14 protein-coding genes are annotated in these 16599 nt (G+C 63.7%); 6 read left to right on the forward strand and 8 right to left on the reverse strand.

The window, feature by feature from the left end; all coding sequences use genetic code 11:
- Positions 1-118: 118 nt before the first annotated feature.
- Both EGJ68_RS00930 and EGJ68_RS00935 read right to left on the reverse strand, forming a co-directional pair.
- Positions 119-775: a ChrR family anti-sigma-E factor gene (locus EGJ68_RS00930; protein WP_123032697.1), complete on the reverse strand. Its 657-nt coding sequence runs from the start codon at positions 773-775 to the stop codon at positions 119-121.
- 13 nt (positions 776-788) lie between these two features.
- The gene (locus tag EGJ68_RS00935; RefSeq protein WP_233248629.1) at positions 789-1388 is read right to left on the reverse strand and encodes a sigma-70 family RNA polymerase sigma factor; all 600 of its coding nucleotides are present in this window, start codon (positions 1386-1388) and stop codon (positions 789-791) included.
- Between the two features lie 199 nt (positions 1389-1587).
- Between EGJ68_RS00935 and EGJ68_RS00940 the strand changes: the two genes are divergently transcribed.
- Genes EGJ68_RS00940 through EGJ68_RS00950 form a run of 3 tightly spaced genes read left to right on the forward strand, consistent with a single transcriptional unit; the run spans position 1588 to position 4869 of the window.
- Positions 1588-2847, forward strand: coding sequence for an NAD(P)/FAD-dependent oxidoreductase (locus EGJ68_RS00940; protein WP_123032699.1), 1260 nt, complete (start codon positions 1588-1590; stop codon positions 2845-2847).
- Entirely contained in the window at positions 2844-3599 is a 756-nt protein-coding gene (locus EGJ68_RS00945; RefSeq protein WP_123032700.1) for a DUF1365 domain-containing protein, read from the forward strand. Before EGJ68_RS00940 ends, EGJ68_RS00945 begins: the two co-directional genes overlap by 4 nt.
- A 1-nt stretch (position 3600) precedes the next feature.
- On the forward strand, positions 3601-4869 hold the full coding sequence (locus EGJ68_RS00950) for a class I SAM-dependent methyltransferase (protein WP_123032701.1): 1269 nt from the start codon (positions 3601-3603) through the stop codon (positions 4867-4869).
- On the opposite strand, the gene EGJ68_RS00955 is transcribed toward EGJ68_RS00950, so the two are convergent.
- From EGJ68_RS00955 to EGJ68_RS00965, 3 genes are read right to left on the reverse strand one after another with little or no spacing between them, the layout of a single operon-like run.
- On the reverse strand, positions 4845-7142 hold the full coding sequence (locus tag EGJ68_RS00955) for an ATP-dependent DNA helicase (RefSeq protein WP_123032702.1): 2298 nt from the start codon (positions 7140-7142) through the stop codon (positions 4845-4847). The two genes, EGJ68_RS00950 and EGJ68_RS00955, sit on opposite strands and share 25 nt — an antisense overlap.
- On the reverse strand, positions 7135-8817 hold the full coding sequence (locus tag EGJ68_RS00960) for a VRR-NUC domain-containing protein (RefSeq protein ID WP_123032703.1): 1683 nt from the start codon (positions 8815-8817) through the stop codon (positions 7135-7137). Before EGJ68_RS00960 ends, EGJ68_RS00955 begins: the two co-directional genes overlap by 8 nt.
- A gap of 6 nt (positions 8818-8823) precedes the next feature.
- Positions 8824-9723, reverse strand: a complete 900-nt coding sequence (locus tag EGJ68_RS00965; RefSeq protein ID WP_123032704.1) for a DMT family transporter — start codon at positions 9721-9723, stop codon at positions 8824-8826.
- Positions 9724-9848: 125 nt separating this feature from the next.
- Here EGJ68_RS00965 and nhaC point away from each other — a divergent pair, with 125 nt between their 5' ends.
- Both nhaC and EGJ68_RS00975 read left to right on the forward strand, forming a co-directional pair.
- A complete protein-coding gene (gene nhaC, locus EGJ68_RS00970) occupies positions 9849-11339 on the forward strand; it encodes a Na+/H+ antiporter NhaC (protein ID WP_123032705.1) in 1491 nt (496 codons plus the stop codon).
- Between the two features lie 2 nt (positions 11340-11341).
- Complete coding sequence (locus EGJ68_RS00975; RefSeq protein WP_123032706.1) at positions 11342-11815, forward strand: acyl-CoA thioesterase; 474 nt, start codon at positions 11342-11344, stop codon at positions 11813-11815.
- Here EGJ68_RS00975 and epmA read toward each other — a convergent pair.
- Both epmA and efp read right to left on the reverse strand, forming a co-directional pair.
- Entirely contained in the window at positions 11786-12745 is a 960-nt protein-coding gene (epmA, locus tag EGJ68_RS00980; RefSeq protein WP_123032707.1) for an EF-P lysine aminoacylase EpmA, read from the reverse strand. The genes EGJ68_RS00975 and epmA overlap by 30 nt on opposite strands.
- Before the next feature lie 21 nt (positions 12746-12766).
- Positions 12767-13336 (reverse strand): elongation factor P, encoded by a 570-nt coding sequence (efp, locus tag EGJ68_RS00985; protein WP_123032708.1) that lies wholly within the window; start codon positions 13334-13336, stop codon positions 12767-12769.
- 151 nt (positions 13337-13487) lie between these two features.
- Here efp and EGJ68_RS00990 point away from each other — a divergent pair, with 151 nt between their 5' ends.
- Positions 13488-15323 (forward strand): GTPase, encoded by a 1836-nt coding sequence (locus tag EGJ68_RS00990; RefSeq protein ID WP_158283442.1) that lies wholly within the window; start codon positions 13488-13490, stop codon positions 15321-15323.
- Here EGJ68_RS00990 and serB read toward each other — a convergent pair.
- Complete coding sequence (gene serB / locus EGJ68_RS00995; protein ID WP_123032710.1) at positions 15303-16541, reverse strand: phosphoserine phosphatase SerB; 1239 nt, start codon at positions 16539-16541, stop codon at positions 15303-15305. The two genes, EGJ68_RS00990 and serB, sit on opposite strands and share 21 nt — an antisense overlap.
- Positions 16542-16599 lie beyond the last annotated feature (58 nt).

Genomic DNA, 16599 nt, shown 5'->3' on the forward strand with positions numbered 1-16599 from the left:
ATAGTTGCACAGTAAACATTGGCCAAAATGATGGGAGAGTATTGCATCGGCGCGCGACAGTCGCATCCCGTAAATCGGGTATGACCAGAAAAAAGCCCCCGGAAGGGGGGCTTGCCATTCAGCCTGCGCGCAGCTGCAGGAACGGGTTCATCCAGCGGTATTTCCAGCCGGTAAAGCGCAGGGGAGCATCCAGCACCGCCAGACAAATACAGTCCTCGGACTGCAGCGCCGTGGGAGCGTGAGTATCGCTGGCTTCACGGAACAGGAAGTCACCCTCGTGGTAACTGCCGGCTGCATCGGAAAAACCACCCTGCAGAACAAGTGTCATTTCCGAGCCACGGTGCGTGTGCTCAGGAATCTTGCCACCGGCCTTGATGTGGTACAGCGCGAACTCGTAACCCGGGTCGCCGGTTTTCAGGTAGCTGATACCCAGCGACGAGGTGATCTTGTTCCAGGACAGCTCGGAAAAGTCACCCTTCATCAGGCGCTGCAGCAGCGCGGGCAAGCGCCCCACAGCCGGATCCTGCGCGCGCCGGTAACTGAGCGGCGGCTCCTCGTCCAGCCGCGCGAGCACCGTATTGAGCAGTGCATCACCGACCGGAACCGGCGTGAGGCTGTCGAACAACACAGCACCCAGATCCTGCAGGCGGGCGCTCTGCTGCTGGCACTGCGGGCAGTAATTGAGGTGCGCCGAGATACAGGCAGACTGCGCCAGTGGCAGAATGCCAGCCACGTACTCGGTCAGTAGGTCAACGCTGGGATGAAACTTGGCCATGATAATCTGCTGCTTACCTGTCTATCTGAATTTGCAATTTCTGGATCGCCAGCCGCACCCGTGACTTCACGGTTCCCAGCGGGAGATCCAACTCTGCCGCTGCCTCGGCATGCGACTTCCCTTCCATGTACACCTTGGCGAGTATCTGCGCCTGATCCGGAGGCAGCGTACCCATCAACGCGTGAATGGTGTCCCGGCTACGCCGACTTTGCAGCATGGCAAACGGCTCGCTCGGCTCCTGGTCTGGCATGAAGTCGTCCGCCGCCAACGGCGTGTCGAACTTCTGCAGGCGGCGGAACATATCCGTCCGGCAGTTGCGCGCTATCGTATACACCCACGTACTGGCAGCGGCCTTCTCCGGGTTGAACGCTGACGCTTTCTGCCAGGCCTTGAGCATGACTTCCTGCACCAATTCGTCTGCATGCGCCGCTGAGAGGCTTGACCCGGACAGCGCAAACGACTTGATCAGCGGTGCGAAGTGGCGAAAGAAGCGCGTAAACGCTGCTCTGTCACCGGTCGCAGCGATTTGAGTAAGGCATTCGCTCCACTCGTCGGTGCGCCGCCCGGTAGGGCCTTCCCAGCCGTCCGAAGCACTGCCGTTCCTTTTTTCCACCAATACACCCGCTTTTTTTTGACTGTGTTCAGGCCAGTATACGCCCCCGCCGGATAAGCGGATCAACTCACGCTATAAATAAGTACTATGATCCAGCGACAGCATGCCGGCGTAATCTGGCCATCAGGTAAACATTCAGGCACACGAGCTTGCAGTCGCCCAGCGAACCGCTGCCATCTTGCCGGGAGGAATCACACCATTGGATATCGCAGTTATCGGTTCGGGCATTTCCGGCTTGTCCTGTGCCCACTATCTGAGCCGCCAGCATCGCGTGACCGTTTTTGAAGCGGGCACACAGATCGGCGGACACACGGCCACTGTCGACGTCAAACTCGGCACACGCCGCTATGCGGTCGACACCGGCTTTATTGTCTACAACGACTGGACCTACCCCAACTTCATTGCCCTGCTGGATGAGCTGGGCGTCAGCAGCAGGCCCACGGACATGGGCTTCAGCGTGAACGACATCGAAAGCGGCCTGGAATACTCCGGCAGCAGCATCAACACCCTGTTCGCCCAGCGTCGCAACCTCGCCTCCCCGCGCTTCCTCGGGATGGTGCGCGACATCCTGCGCTTCAACCGTGAGGCGGTCGCCGACCTGGACGGTGGTTTGCTGCAGGCGGGGGAAACGCTCGGGCACTACCTCGAACGCAAGCGCTACGGCGCCGCATTCAGCAGCCACTATCTGGTACCCATGGCGTCAGCGATCTGGTCGTCAGACTGTGCCAGTGTGACCGACTTCCCGCTGGAGTTTTTTCTGCGTTTTTTCCGCAACCACGGCCTGCTCTCGGTCAATAACCGGCCTCAGTGGCGGGTTGTGGAAGGTGGCTCGCGCGAATACCTGCGGCCGCTCTGCCAGCGCTTCGAAGACCGTATACACACGGCCAGCGAGGTCACCCACATCAATCGTGACCCACGCGGCGTTGACGTGTCCCTGCGTGACGGCCGCAGCTTCCGTTTTGATCAAGTCGTGATTGCCACACACTCCGACCAGGCCCTGAATATGCTGGCGGATGCCTCGCAGGAGGAACGCTCGATTCTCGGCGCGTTGCCCTACCAGAACAATGAGGTGGTGCTGCATACTGATGTGCGTCTGCTGCCCCGGAACCGCAAAACCTGGTCGAGCTGGAACTACCGCCTCGGGGTGGATTCCGGCCGCGCAGTGGTCACCTATAACATGAACATCCTGCAGGGCCTGAATGCACCGGAGACTTTCTGCGTGACCCTCAACGACACGGCCTCCATCAACCCCAACCGCATACTGGGGACCTTTAACTACGCCCACCCGGTATTCTCCCTCGAGGGTATCAAGGCCCAGCAGCGCTGGCAGGATATCAATGGCTCGCGCAACACCTGGTACTGTGGCGCCTACTGGCACAACGGCTTCCACGAAGACGGCGTGGTGAGCGCGCTGCGCGTGGCGGACGGCATCAACCAGGCGGTCAAGGCCGCCGCGTGAAGTCCAGGCTATACCAAGGCACGCTGCACCACCGTCGGTTCGTGCCGCGCGCGCACGCCTTCAGTTACGGCGTGTTCATGCCCTGGATATGCCTGGACGAGTTGCCGCAGCTGTTCGCCGGGCGCTGGCTGTGGTCCAGCACACGCTGGGCGCCAGCCCGCTTCCTGCGCAGCGACTTTCTGGGTGATCCCGCCCTGCCTCTTGCAGAAGAGGTGAGACGCCGCATTCGCGAAGAAACCGGCGCCGCACACAGCGGGCCCATTTACCTGCTCGCCAACCTGCGCTACTTCGGTTACCAGATCAACCCGATAGCCTGCTACTACTGTTTCAATGAGGATGAGAGCCGGCTTGAATACCTGGTAGCAGAGGTCACCAACACGCCGTGGGACGAGCGCCACAGCTACGTGTTGCAGGGCCCGGACGCAGGAAGCTGGCTGGAGCGGGAATTTGACAAGGCGCTGCATGTGTCGCCCTTCAACCCCATGGACATGCGCTATGTGTGGCGCAGCAACACCCCCGGGGAGCGCCTGGCCATTCACCTGGCCACGGAGACGGCAGAAGGCCGCATTTTCGATGCCAGCCTGAGTATGCGTGCCCGTCCCATGACTGGCCGCAACCTGAACCGCATTCTCTGGAGCTACCCACTGATGACACTCAAGGTAGCCCTGGGTATTTACTGGCAGGCCTTGCGCCTGTTTATCAAGGGGGTGCCCGTGCACGACCACCCCGGTTCTAGAACGTCTGGAGCGTAATATGAACGACATGAGTGTCAGCCAGGTGCGGCTGCAAACCAAGGCCGGCAAGCGCTGGTCCAACCATCAGCTGGCGCGCAAGCTGCTGCTGCGCGTACTCGGCAACTTCACGGTTGGCAGCCTCACCCTGCACGATGGTGGCGAGACATTCCGCATCGGCAACTCGCAGCGCGAAGGCGAGCCTCACGCGGAAGTGACGGTGCACAACCCCGCCGTCTACGGCAAGCTGCTGTCCGGCGGCACCATAGGCTCGGGCGAAGCCTACATCGAAGGTGACTGGTCCACCCCCGACCTGACCACCGTGACACGTCTGTTCAGCGCCAACATGCTGACCATGGAAGCCATGGAGGGCGGTCAGTCCTGGCTGGTGCGTCTGGGCCTGAAGCTGGCCCACGGCATGAATCGCAACACCCATTCCGGTTCACGCCGCAACATCGCCGCCCACTACGACCTGGGCAACGACTTCTTCCGCCTGTTCCTCGACCCGACCATGATGTATTCAGCGGCGATTTTCCCCGACGCGGACGCCTCGCTGGAAACCGCTTCGCTGGCCAAGCTCGATGAGATCTGCCAGCAGCTGGAGCTTGAGCCCGCCGATCACCTGCTGGAAATAGGCACCGGCTGGGGCGGCATGGCCATTCACGCCGCGCAGCACTACGGCTGCCGGGTCACTACCACCACCATCTCCACGGAACAGTACAAGCACACCTGTGAGCGCGTTGCCGAGCTCGGCCTGGAGGATCGGGTTACCGTGCTCTGTGAGGACTACCGCACCCTCACCGGTCAGTTCGACAAGCTGGTTTCCATCGAGATGATTGAAGCGGTCGGGCACCAGTTCTACGGCACGTATTTCGCGCGCTGCAGCGAACTGTTGAAGCCTCACGGCAAAATGGTAATCCAGGCCATTACCATCAGCGACCAGCGTTATCAGCAGGCGCGCGACACCGTCGACTTCATCAAGCGCTTCATTTTCCCGGGGGGCTGCCTGCCATCGCTGGCGGTGATTGCCCAGCACCTGGCGCGCGACACCGATATGCAGATGGTACACCTGCGCGATATCACGCTGGACTACGCGCGCACCCTCGCCGCGTGGCGCGAGCGCTTCATGGCGCAACTCGACACCGTGCGCCGCCAGGGCTTTGATGACCAGTTCATTCGCATGTGGGAGTTTTATCTCTGTTACTGCGAAGGGGGGTTCCGGGAGCGCATCATCGGCACCGTGCAGCTCGCCTTTGCCAAGCCCGGCTACCGGCCACCCGCAGTCGGATAATCCCGATACTCCCACCAGGGCGGCAGCAGCTGGCGCCAACCCGGGTCGGCGTAGCGAGCGTCTACAAGCAATGCCTTGCCGCGGTCGGTGCTGGTGCGCACCACGCGGCCGAGAGCCTGGCTGATCTTCTGCACCGCAGGGTATTGGTAGGCGTAGGCGAAGCCACTGCCGTAGCGACTGCCGTATAACTGGCGCAGCTGCTCGTTACCCGGGCTCAGCTGGGGCAGACCGACACCCACCACCACCACGCTGGACAGTTCATCGCCTGGCAGGTCGATGCCTTCGCCGAAGGCGCCACCCAGCACACAGAAAGCCGCCACATCCCGTGCCTGCTGCAGCAGCGGCAGCAACTCTGCCCCGCCCTGCCCGGCGCGGCCCTGCACCCAGCGTTGGCGCCCGTCCGGCCAACCCTGCTCCAGCATGAGCTGCATACAGGCCTCCAGGTAGCGATAGGAGGGGAAGTAGAGCAGGCAGTTACCCGGCTCGCTGAGCAGCCATTGACGCAACAGCGCAGCGAGCACCGGCAAGCTCGCTGCGCGCTGCTGCAGACGGGTATCCACATGCGTGGCAATTTGCACCTGCAACTGGTCGCGGCTGAAAGGCGAGGGCGTACACCAGGCGACAGCGCCCGCCTGCAGCCCCAGGGTATCCAGCGCCCACCGCTGCGGACTCAAGGTGGCAGAAAAGGCGACCAGAGCGTGCATCGCCTGATGGCGAAGGGCCAGCAGTCGCGAGGGCTCCAGGCAATGCACCCGCAGCAGCAGGCCCTGGGGCCCGGTGCCACGCTCCAGCTCCAGGCGAAATTCACTTCCCCAGCACTCCAGCAGGCGCTGCCACTGCAGCGCCAGGAAGTAGACGTCGCGCAGTGCGGGCCGCGACTGCAGCACAAAGGCGTCCAGCGCCTGCTCGGCGTTGACGGCCTCAACACACTCGGCCAGCGCACTGGCCAGCGTCTCGGGCACCGCATCCAGCCAGTGTCCATCGGGCGTTGACCAGTCCAGCTTCAACAGGGCCAGCAGCTGGCGGTTGAGCCGCTCCAGCACACGCCGCGTGGCCGCAGGCGCCTCGCGCCGGGCGGTCATCACCAGCGCCTTCGGCAATTCGGCGCCGTACATGCCCCGGGCGCGATCGGGCAAGCCATGGGCCTCGTCCAGCAACACGGTCCAGCGCCCGCCGCTCGCCGTCAGGTGCTCTGCCAGGTTCGCGGTGGGGCTGAAGATGTGGTGTACGTCCGCCACAATCACATCCACCCAGGGCACCAGGTCCAGGCTCAACTGATAGGGGCACACCGCGTGCCGCCCGGCAATATCCGCGAGCCCTTCGCGGTCCAGCAGGGGCGCTTCAAGCGCTTCATCCAACGCCGCCGGCAGGCGATCATAGTAGCCGCGGGCATAGGGGCAATCATCCGCGTGACAGGCCTTGCCTGGTGCCAGGCAGGCCTGCTCTTTGGCTGTGAGACTGAGTGCATTGCCGGCATAGCCTTTCTCCACAAACCGCGTCATGGCCTGCTCCGCCGCGCGTCGCCCGCTGATGCGCGTAGTGGCAAATACCACCCTGTCATGACGCCCGGTACCCAGCGCCTTCAATGCGGGGTAGAGCACCGCGGCGGTCTTGCCAATGCCGGTAGGGGCTTCCAGCAACAGCTGACCCGCCTGATGAATGCACTTGTAGACCCGTTCGGATAGCTCACGCTGACCGGCCCTGAACTGTGCATGAGGAAAGGGGAGCGTAGAGAGGCTGACATCGCGCCGCTGCAAACGGCGCTGCACCTGTGCCAGCCACTGGCTGTAGCGCCGGAGCGTCGCATGCAGGAACGCATCCAGTTCCGCGCGGCTGTAGTCCTGGCGCAAGGGGTATTCCTCGTCGGTATCGAGCTGCAACCAGGTCAGTTGCACGGCCATCGCTGGCAAGTCTTCGCTGGCCGCTATCAACGCGGCATAGAGCCGGCCCTGGGCCAGGTGCAGCTGCGTCACCGAGGCCGGAATACGTGCCGGATCAACGCGGCAGGTCTTGATTTCCTCCACCAGCCCCTGGCTGTGGTCGTAGCCGTCTGCGCGGCCTGTGACCTGTAGCGCCGGCAGCCCGGCACCCCCGTCCCAGACACACTGCACGGGGAATTCGGCGCGGTAGCTCGCCGGGCGCCGGCGATAGATTCGCTGGTGCCCCTCAATACCCTGCTGACCGGTGGGAGACGGGGTGAAACGGTGATCAATATCGCCGCTGCGATGGCAGAAAAGCACCAGGTCACGCACGGTGACGCGCTGCTCATTCATCGGTCCAGACCACCCGCGCCACCCTTGCCGGTATTCCCTGCTCGCCAAAAAACTGCAACCAGCGGCGCTGACTGTGCTGCAGCTGGTCGCCAGGGCCCTTGACCTCAATCAGGCTGTAGTCGCCGGGCCTTTCACCCAGGGCGATCAGGTCGGGGAAGCCGCGCCGGTTTTCACCCGGATCAAACAACATACGCTCCCACACCGCCAGCAAGTGGTCGGCGGGCACGCAGGCCAGCACGCGGGCGAGCAGGTCTGTCGTCAACAGCGGCCAGCTGACCCAGCGACACTGATAACCGAAGAAGCGCGCCAGGGCAGCCTGCAGCTCTACCTCGAGATCCCCGGCTGCCAGTTCCTGCAGGCGGGTACCAAGCGCGGTTTCGCGGCGGGCGCGAAACGCCGTTTGATACATATCGGCAGGCACCGCCTGGAAGGGGTTGTGAAAAGCGCCGGGCACCGGCGCAAAAATCTGTTCCCAGAAGGCCAGGCCAAACAGACTGTTGAACAGGCTGTTCTCGACGTAGTGCACCGACACCCAATCCTTTGCGAGGTGCTCGGCCACAGCGCGCTCCACCCGCGCATCCGTCCGCGGCAGCTGCAGGTCCACCATCGGCACCGTGCGGCGTCGCCGCGGCGCGGCTGCAACACCGAGCTTACGCTGCAAGCGCGGCAGAATGCGCTGCGCCGCATCGCGCTCCTCCTCGCACCAGGGGCTGGCCAACAGCTCTGTGCAGGCGGCCTGGGCGGCCTGCCACTGTTCGCGCTGCTCCAGCACGCGCACATAACGTTCACGCGCCGGGTGCAGCTGGCTGCGCTGATAGAGCTGTGCCGCCAACGCCCACTCGCCGCGTCGCTCCAGATTGCGGCCCAGGCGGTTGCACAGCATCCAGTAGCGGCGTTCGCTGGGCGCATGCTGGGGCGCCGCACGCAGCAACTGCTCCGCCAGCAAGTTGAACCCCTCAGCGTCTCCTGCGTCCTCCAGCAGCCAATGCAGATCCGCCAGCTCGCCCAGCTGCTGGTACTCATCCACCGCTTGACGACAGGAAAAACGACGCTGCTGCCGGGTGAGTGCGTAAGGGTAGTAGCGGGCGATACCCAGATCACTGAGCACAAAGTCAGTGAGGCTTTGCCGTCGGTTGCCGAAAAACAACAGCTGGAACAGGGCCACAGACTCCACCCCCAACGGTGCCACAAGTCGGTCATCGGCTGCCGTGCACAACGCATCGAGCAGTGTGCACACGGGCAAATCGAGGGCCGCCACTTCCTCGACCCACTGCGCCTTGCTGCGCTGTGCCGACGAACAAAGAGACCCCTGGAAAGCACGCCGCCACTCGGGGAGGGTAAACAGGCGGCCCAGATCCTGCACGTCCAGCGACGCTTCGCTCGCCTCCTCGGGCGCAAGCAGCAGATCGAGCGCCTGCAGCTCAGCCAGCAGTGGTTCGATTGCGCCGATCTCGGGGTAGGAGAGCTTCGCCACGCGAAACCAGGGGCCGACACGGGAAACCAGCCGCACGTAAAGGCACTGTGCCGGCTCGGAGGCACTGCGCCACTGTGCCAGCCACGCACGCTCCGCCGGGCTCAGCAGGTCATCATAGAGCGCTTCAACGGTGTCACACAGGCGCTGGAAGTTGTCCCGGTAATAGCGCGGTGCGAGCACCGGGGGCTCAGGTGCGGACATCGGCGGCTAGGCCTCGCGGGGCGCTTTCGGCCCGCCCGTCTGCTGCAACAGCACCCCGGGGATAATCAACGCCAGGCCAACCAGCGTGGCCGGGTGAATCGCCTCGTCCAGCACAGTGGCAATAAACACCAGCGAGAACAGCGGGGAGAGGAAAATCAGGTTGCCGATACGCGCCACCGAGCTGGTGAGGCGCAGCGCGCTGGACCAGAGCGCAAAGGTGATGCCCATCTCGAACAGGCCGACGTACAACGCGGCCAGCAGGCCGGTTGTGCCACCGGTGGAGAGCGTTGAAAACAGGCTGCACACCAGCCATGCCGCGGGTGTGGCCAGAAGAAAATTCAGGCACAGGCTGACCAGCGGATCACCCTGGTTGCGCGTATTGAGAATCCAGTACAGTGCCCACACCAGTGTACTCCCCAACGCCAGGCCCACGCCGGGCAAGCTGCTGAACTGCATGGCAAAGGGCTGCCCCTGCGTCGCGATAATCACCACACCGCTGTAACCCAGCGCCACCGCCAACAGGTCGCGGCGCCCCAGCCGCTGCCCCAACAACGGCACTGCCAGTAATGCCAGCGTGATGGCCCAGGTGTAGTTGATGGTCTGGGCCTGCTGCGCAGGCAGCAGCGCGTAGGCGTGGAGCAGAACCAGATAGTAGAGCAGCGGATTGATTGCCGCCAACAGCAGATAATAGCCGGGGCGCTGACGCAGGGAGCTCCACAGCTGGCGCTGCCGGCCCTGCCAGCAGACAATGGCCAGCAGCGCGAGCGCGGACGCGGAGACCGACCAGGCAACCAGCTGGAATACGTCCAGTTCGCGCAGCGCGAGCTTGAAGGCGGTGGCCGCGGTAGACCACAAAAGCACCGCGCTCAAACCCAGATACAGGGCCTTGCGATCATTCGTTACCACAGTGCCGCCATTGTTCGCCTCCCTCTCCCGGCGTCGCCCATGCTGTACCCGGGCTGTAGTTTAAGGCATTCTTCTGCCCTGAAGATGCCGATTCAGTCCCCGCCGCAACAACGCGAGAACCTCTCTTGAGTGACCAGACGCCTCACTACCGTCCGCTGACCACCGGCCTTGCGCTGACCCCGGTGGTATTCCTGACCGTGCTGCTGGCCGCTTCGGTCTACCTGTTCGGCTCGGATTCGTCCTACGGCGCCAACCAGATTGCGCTACTGCTGGCCGCCTGCGTGGCAGCGCTGGTGGGCAAGCGCATCGGGCTCACCTGGCACGCCACCCAGGAAGGCATTATCCACGGCATTTCCGTAGGCCTGGGGCCCACGCTGATCCTGCTGTCGGTGGGTATGCTGATCGGTACCTGGATACTCTCTGGCACCGTGCCTGCCATGATCTACTATGGCGTCGAGATACTCAATCCATCGGTCTTCTATGCCGCCAGCGCCGCTATCTGTGCCATTGTGGCGGTGAGTATCGGCAGCTCCTGGACCGTTGCCGGCACCCTCGGTATCGGCCTTATGGGTATCGCCGGCAGCTTCGGCCTGTCACCGGCCATCACCGCTGGCGCCATTGTGTCCGGCGCCTACTTCGGCGACAAGCTCTCACCCATGTCGGACACCACCAACCTCGCGGCGGCCGCCACCGGCGTCGACCTGTTCGACCACATTCGCCACATGCTCTGGACCACCGTGCCCGGGTTTACCCTGGCATTGCTGGGCTTTCTGCTGATCGGGGGCGGCGAGGCTGCAACCCCCGAGGAAATCGCGGCCCTGCAAACAAGCCTGTCACAAGAATTCGATATCGGCTGGCACCTGCTGTTGCCGCTGATCCTCATGCTGGGGCTTATCTACAAGCGCTTCCCCGCGTTTCCTTCCATTGTTATCAGCGCGCTGGTGGGCGCCGTGTTCGCGGTGCTGTTCCAACCCCAGGCCGTGCGCGAGCTGGCCGGCAACAGCGCTGAGCTCAACCAGGCCGCACTGCTGCTGCAGGGCGTGTGGATCAGCCTGTTCGACGGCTATGTCGCCAACAGCGGCAACCGTTTTCTCGACGACCTGCTGAGCAAGGGCGGCATGAGCAGCATGCTCAACACGGTGTGGCTGATTATCTGTGCACTGGCCTTTGGCGGCGCACTGGAGCGCACCGGCATCCTCGACCACCTGTTGCGCAAGATCCTGCAACGGGTACACAGCGCGGCGGGGCTGGTGGGGGCGACGGTCGGCACCTGTGTCGCCACCAACGTGCTGGCGGCTGACCAGTTCATTTCCGTTGCCCTGCCGGGGCGCATGTTCCGCGATGAATACGCACGTCGCGGCCTGTCGCGGCTGAACCTGTCGCGCACCCTGGAGGATTCCGCCACCCTCACCTCGGCCCTCATCCCCTGGAATACCTGTGGCGCCTACATGTCAGCCACACTCGGCGTGGCCACCCTGAGTTATGCGCCCTTTGCCTTTTTCAACCTGCTGTGCCCGCTGCTGGCTATCGGCTATGCCTTCTTCCACTTCGCCCAGAAGCCCCTGGAAGCTGACGCCGCCCCCACAGCGAGCCAGGCAGCGGGCCAGGGCGCGTGAGCATGGCGGCGCTGGTGTGGGATCATCCGCAGCCCTTCACTCTGCCAACGCAGGTGGCGCCCGCGGACATCGACGGCCTGCAACACACCAATAACACAGTGTACGTGAAATGGTGCGAGCAGGTGGCCTGGGCCCACTCTGTACACTTGGGCCTGGACCTGGACAGCTATCGCCGGCTGGACCGCGCCATGGCCATCACCCACAGTGAGTACGACTACCTGCAGGCCTCGCGCGAAGGTGATGAGCTGATTGCCGGTACCTGGATCGTCAGCTGGGATCGACGCCTGACCATGGAACGCCGCTTCCAGATCCAGCGTCCGGCGGATGGCGCCACATTGTTGCGCGGCATGATGCGCTTTGCCTGTATCGAGATCAGCAGCGGACGGCCCCGGCGCATGCCGGCAGAATTCATCGACGGCTACGGCCCGGCCGTGCTCACTGCGCCCTCAGCAGCGCTCCCAGGAAAAGGCCAGTAGACGCCGTATATCGGTTTCCCCGCTGGCCAGCAGCAACAGCCGATCCAGCCCCAGCGCAACACCGCTCACTGCGGGCAAGCCCGCCGCCAGCGCCGCCAGTAAAGCCTCATCCAGCGGCCGCTCAGGCTGCCCGGCCGCCGCGCGCTGTCGATTGTCCGCCTCGAAGCGGGCGCGCTGCTCCACCACATCATCCAGCTCGTGGTAGCCATTGGCCACCTCCACACCGTCGATGTAGAGCTCGAACCGTTCGCCCACCACCTCGCCATCGCGCTGCGCCAGCCGGGCGAGGGCGGCTTGGCTGGCCGGGTAATCGTAGACAAAACACAGGCCCTGCCCCGCCAGCCAGGGCTCCACAGCGTGCGTCAGCAACAGGTCCAGCCACAGGTCGCGGCCGCCGGCCAGGGTGCCCGGGTCGGTCAGCTGGCGTGCGGTGCGCTGCAGCGTGGCAATGTCGGCAGTAAACGGGTCAAGCTGCAGGCAGCGCTGGAACAGCTCCCGGTAGGTGAACGCCTGCCAGGGCCGCTCACCCAGGCAGCTGCACACCAGTGCCGCCACCTCCGCCATCAGCGCGTGATGATCCATGCCCGGGCGATACCACTCCAGCAAAGTGAATTCGGGGTTGTGGCGGCGCCCGGCTTCACCATCGCGAAACGCCTTGCAGATCTGGTAGATGGGGCCACTGCCTGCCGCCAGCAGGCGCTTCATGGCGTATTCGGGCGAGGTTTGCAGAAACCGCGGCGCGTGGGTCAGCGATTCCCCGCGCTCCACGAGCAGCGGCTCAATGGCCGGGTCGGTAATGCCGCGTGAGCAAAGAAGTGGTGTCTCGACTTCGAGCACGCCGCGAGCGGCAAAAAAAGCGCGAATCTGCGCCAGCAGCTGGGCGCGCTGGCGCAGTTGCGCAAGGGCTGCACCGGGCCGCCAGTCACTCATATGCTGCGCCGGGGGCGTAGCCTACTTGCTGACCCGGTTCTGATACTCACCGGTGCGGGTATCCACCCGAATCACTTCGCCGGTGGTGACAAACAGCGGCACCTTGACCACCGCCCCGGTGCTCAGCTTGGCCGGTTTGCTGCCCCCCTGCGCCGTATCACCCTTGAGGCCCGGATCGGTTTCCACAATCTCCAACTCGACGAAGTTGGCAGGTGCCACCGACAGCGGCGTACCGTTGTAGAGTGTGACCTCGCAGCCGTCCTGCTCCTTCAGCCAGAGGTAGGAATCACCGACCGCCTTGGCATCAGCCTGGTGCTGCTCGAAGGTATCGGGCTCCATGAAGTACCAGAATTCACCGTCGGTGTAGAGGTATTCCATGGACCGGTCCATGACGTCAGCGCCCTCCAGGCTTTCGCCCGACTTGAACGTGCGCTCCCAGACCCGGCCTGTTTTCAGGTTGCGCATGCGCACCCGGTTGAAGGCCTGGCCCTTGCCGGGTTTCACAAACTCGTTTTCGAGAATGCTGCAGGGGTCGCCATCCAGCATGACCTTGAGGCCTGGCCGGAATTCATTGGTGGAGAAATTCGCCATAACAGGTATCACACTACTGTAAAATTTGGCCGCAATGATACCGTACCCTGCAGCTCCCGGCGATATTGCAGTGGCGATTACCTGCCCGGATGGGCTACTCTTGATAGCGCTTGCTAACGAACAGGGAAGGGTGTGATGGGAGGCCATGACCGTGACTGACAAGGCACCCGTAAAACTGCGGATTCCGCGCCAGGATCTGACCACGTTCAGCCATTTCCCGCTGACCGGGGCCGACGCCGCCGAATGGGCCTCCGGGCTCCCGGTAACCAGCGCCCGCGAAGTTGCCCAGACGCTCGCCACCATCCTCGGGGAACTGAACCGTGTTGTTCTGCCGGCCGTCGAGCGCTACGCCGTGCTCGAAGCGATTCGACCCAATATGAACGTGGCCGTCGCCAGCCTCTCGCGCAAGGTCATCAACCAGCCTCTGGTCATGCCGGACGAGCCGCGCCAGCTGGCGGAACTCTCGGATCAGCTGTTGGGGCTTGCCAGCACGGCCTACACATTGGTTGCCGTGCACGCACTGCGCGACCGCGACACCCTGGTCGGCGTGAATCCGGCGCGGTTGATGTGCGAGGCACTGCAGCGTGCCATTGACCTCACGGCGGGAAAGATTTTCCAGCATTTCCTGCTCTACCAACCCGGTGAGAACCGCGCCTGGCAGACGCTGCATCAACTGTATCACCTGGCGGAGCGGCAGCACCTCACGCGTCTGCGCGTCGATGACGGTCACGAGGGCATCACTACCGTGCAGGCCACCTGGTTGCGCCCGCTGCTGCTCTCCTGCTGCAAGCCCAACCAGGTTCGCCAGGGCGACCTGATCGCCATGTTCCGTTGCCTGCTCGAATGGGGCGGGGAGGCGGAAACCAGCGAGGATGAAGAGGCCCTGTTCGCCGTCGATATTGACGCCGACCAGCCGCCCACCTACGCCAAGAACCCACGTTTTGCCGACCAGCCCACCGGCATGCGCCTGCTGGATACCAGTGCGCTGGTGGTGCACTTGCGCGCGATCGCGGCAGAGTCGGAAGAAAACGGGCGCCGCGATGTGGTGTTCGACAAGGACGTCCGGCTGCACCACCATATTTTGCTGCACATGATTGAGGCCCTGTCCTCGGTCAGCATGCGCAACTTCCACCGCACGCCGGTGCAGCAGAAGCTGCATGTGACACTCGGCCTCAGCAACGCCCACTACTTCTCCGCCGGCAGGCAGAACTTCGCCGAGGTACTGCATGGCAAGGGCTACCAGCCACCGCCCGGCGAGCGCGTTGCCGGCAACCCGTTCCTGGTTGCGCAGAAACGTCGCGATCCGTGGGTGGAGGCCGCGCCGGACGATATTTTCAGTGGCGAGGAACAGGCTCAGCCGGACGCCCCCGAAGCGGGCGGTGACATTGCCGTGGACCCCGGCACCCGCGCCCGGTTGCTGAGAGAAGACGACAGCGCCCCCATGGCGGATGCCGAGCGTTTTCGCCAATACGCCATCAAATCCATCAACGCCAGCCCTGGCGGCTACTGCCTGGCCTGGGAGGAAAGCCCGCCTGGCATCATACGCAGTGGTGACCTGATCTGCGTGCGCGAGGATGACCATCCCAACTGGGTTCTGGCGACCATCCGCTGGGTGAGCCAGCTGGAAGGCAAGAGCACGCTGGTCGGGGTAGAGCTGTTGAGCCCGACGGCGGAACCGTGGGGCGCGCGAATACACGCCGAGAGCGGATTGTCCGAGCCCATTCGCGTGTTGCTGCTGCCGGAAATCAAGCTGGTCGCCCAACCCCCCACACTGATTACGCCGCGCAGCGGTTTCCGCGAAGGCCAGGGGTTGACGCTGCTGCACCACGGCGCCACACGCAACGTGCGCCTGCAGCGCCTGGTGGCAGCCACGGGTGCCTACAGCCAGTTCGAATTCCGGGAAGCGGCGGCAGACCAGGCCGAGGACGTGAAAGAAGCGCGCGGCTTGCCAGCCTCGCCTTTCCACTCAATCTGGTCGGATATCTGACACCGCAGCCGGCTGGTAACGGTCGGAAATTCCCAACAGGTAAAGAATGGCGTCCAGCCCCAGGGTGGATATGGACTGCTCCGCTGACTGCTGCACCAGCGGCTTGGCGCGAAACGCTATGCCCAGCCCCGCGATACTCAGCATGGGCAGGTCGTTGGCGCCGTCACCCACCGCGATGACCTGCTGCAGGTCGATGCCCTCCCGCGTCGCCAGCTGGCGCAGCAATGCGGCCTTGCGCTCACCATCAACGATCACACCGCTGACGTTACCGGTGACCACACCCTGCGCAATATCCAGTTCATTGGCGTGCACGTAGTCGATGCCGAGCTGCTGCTGCAGCCAGTGGGCAAAGTAGGTAAAACCGCCCGAAAGTATCGCTGTCTTGTAGCCCAGCGCGCGCAGGGTAGCGATGAGATGACGTGCCCCCTCGGTAATGCACAGGTTCGCGGCAACCTCTTCGAGCGCAGATTCGGGCAGACCCTTGAGCAGGGCGACCCGTTCGCGAAAGCTGGCCGCGAAATCCAACTCACCACGCATTGCACGTTCCGTGATCGCACTGACCTGTTCGCCAACGCCCGCCAGGCGTGCCAGCTCGTCAATCACCTCGGCCTCGATCAGGGTGGAGTCCATGTCAAAGGCAACCAGACGTCGGTTGCGGCGGTACATGTTGTCTTCCTGAAAGGCGAGGTCCACCTCGAGCGCGCTGGCCACCTCCAGCAACTCACGCCGGAATGCGGCCACATCGGACACGCTGCCGCGCAGTGAAAACTCTACGCAGGCCTTGCTCAACGGCGGGAGCTCACCCAGCGGAATGCGCCCGGACAACCGTGAAATGCCATCGATACCCAAGCCGTGGCGCGAAAAAACCGCACTCACACGCGCCAACTGGTCGGCTGTTATTTTCCGCGCCAGCAAGGTGGTGATATAGCGCGCACGGCCCTGTGCCGCCACCCAGTCACCGTAGCTGTCCGCCGTAACCTGCTCCCAGCGCAGCTGCAGTTGCCGGCTGGCCGCAAATGCCTGCAGAGCGTTCTCGATATCCTTGCGCGCCGCGCCCGTGGGAATTTCCAGCAGCAGCCCCATGGAGAGCGTGGCGTGAATGACCGCCTGCCCGATATCCAGCACATTCACCGCGTACTCGGCGAGCAACCCGGAGACCCCGGCAGTAATGCCCGGCTTATCTGCACCGGAGAGGGTAATCAGGACGATATCGTTCACGAGTTGGCGGGTCCGGCTGACTGTAAAGCGCCGTATTCTAACCCTGCACCGTGTGCGG

This window comes from Haliea alexandrii (assembly GCF_003719295.1).
GTDB classification, from domain to species: Bacteria; Pseudomonadota; Gammaproteobacteria; order Pseudomonadales; family Halieaceae; genus Haliea; species Haliea alexandrii.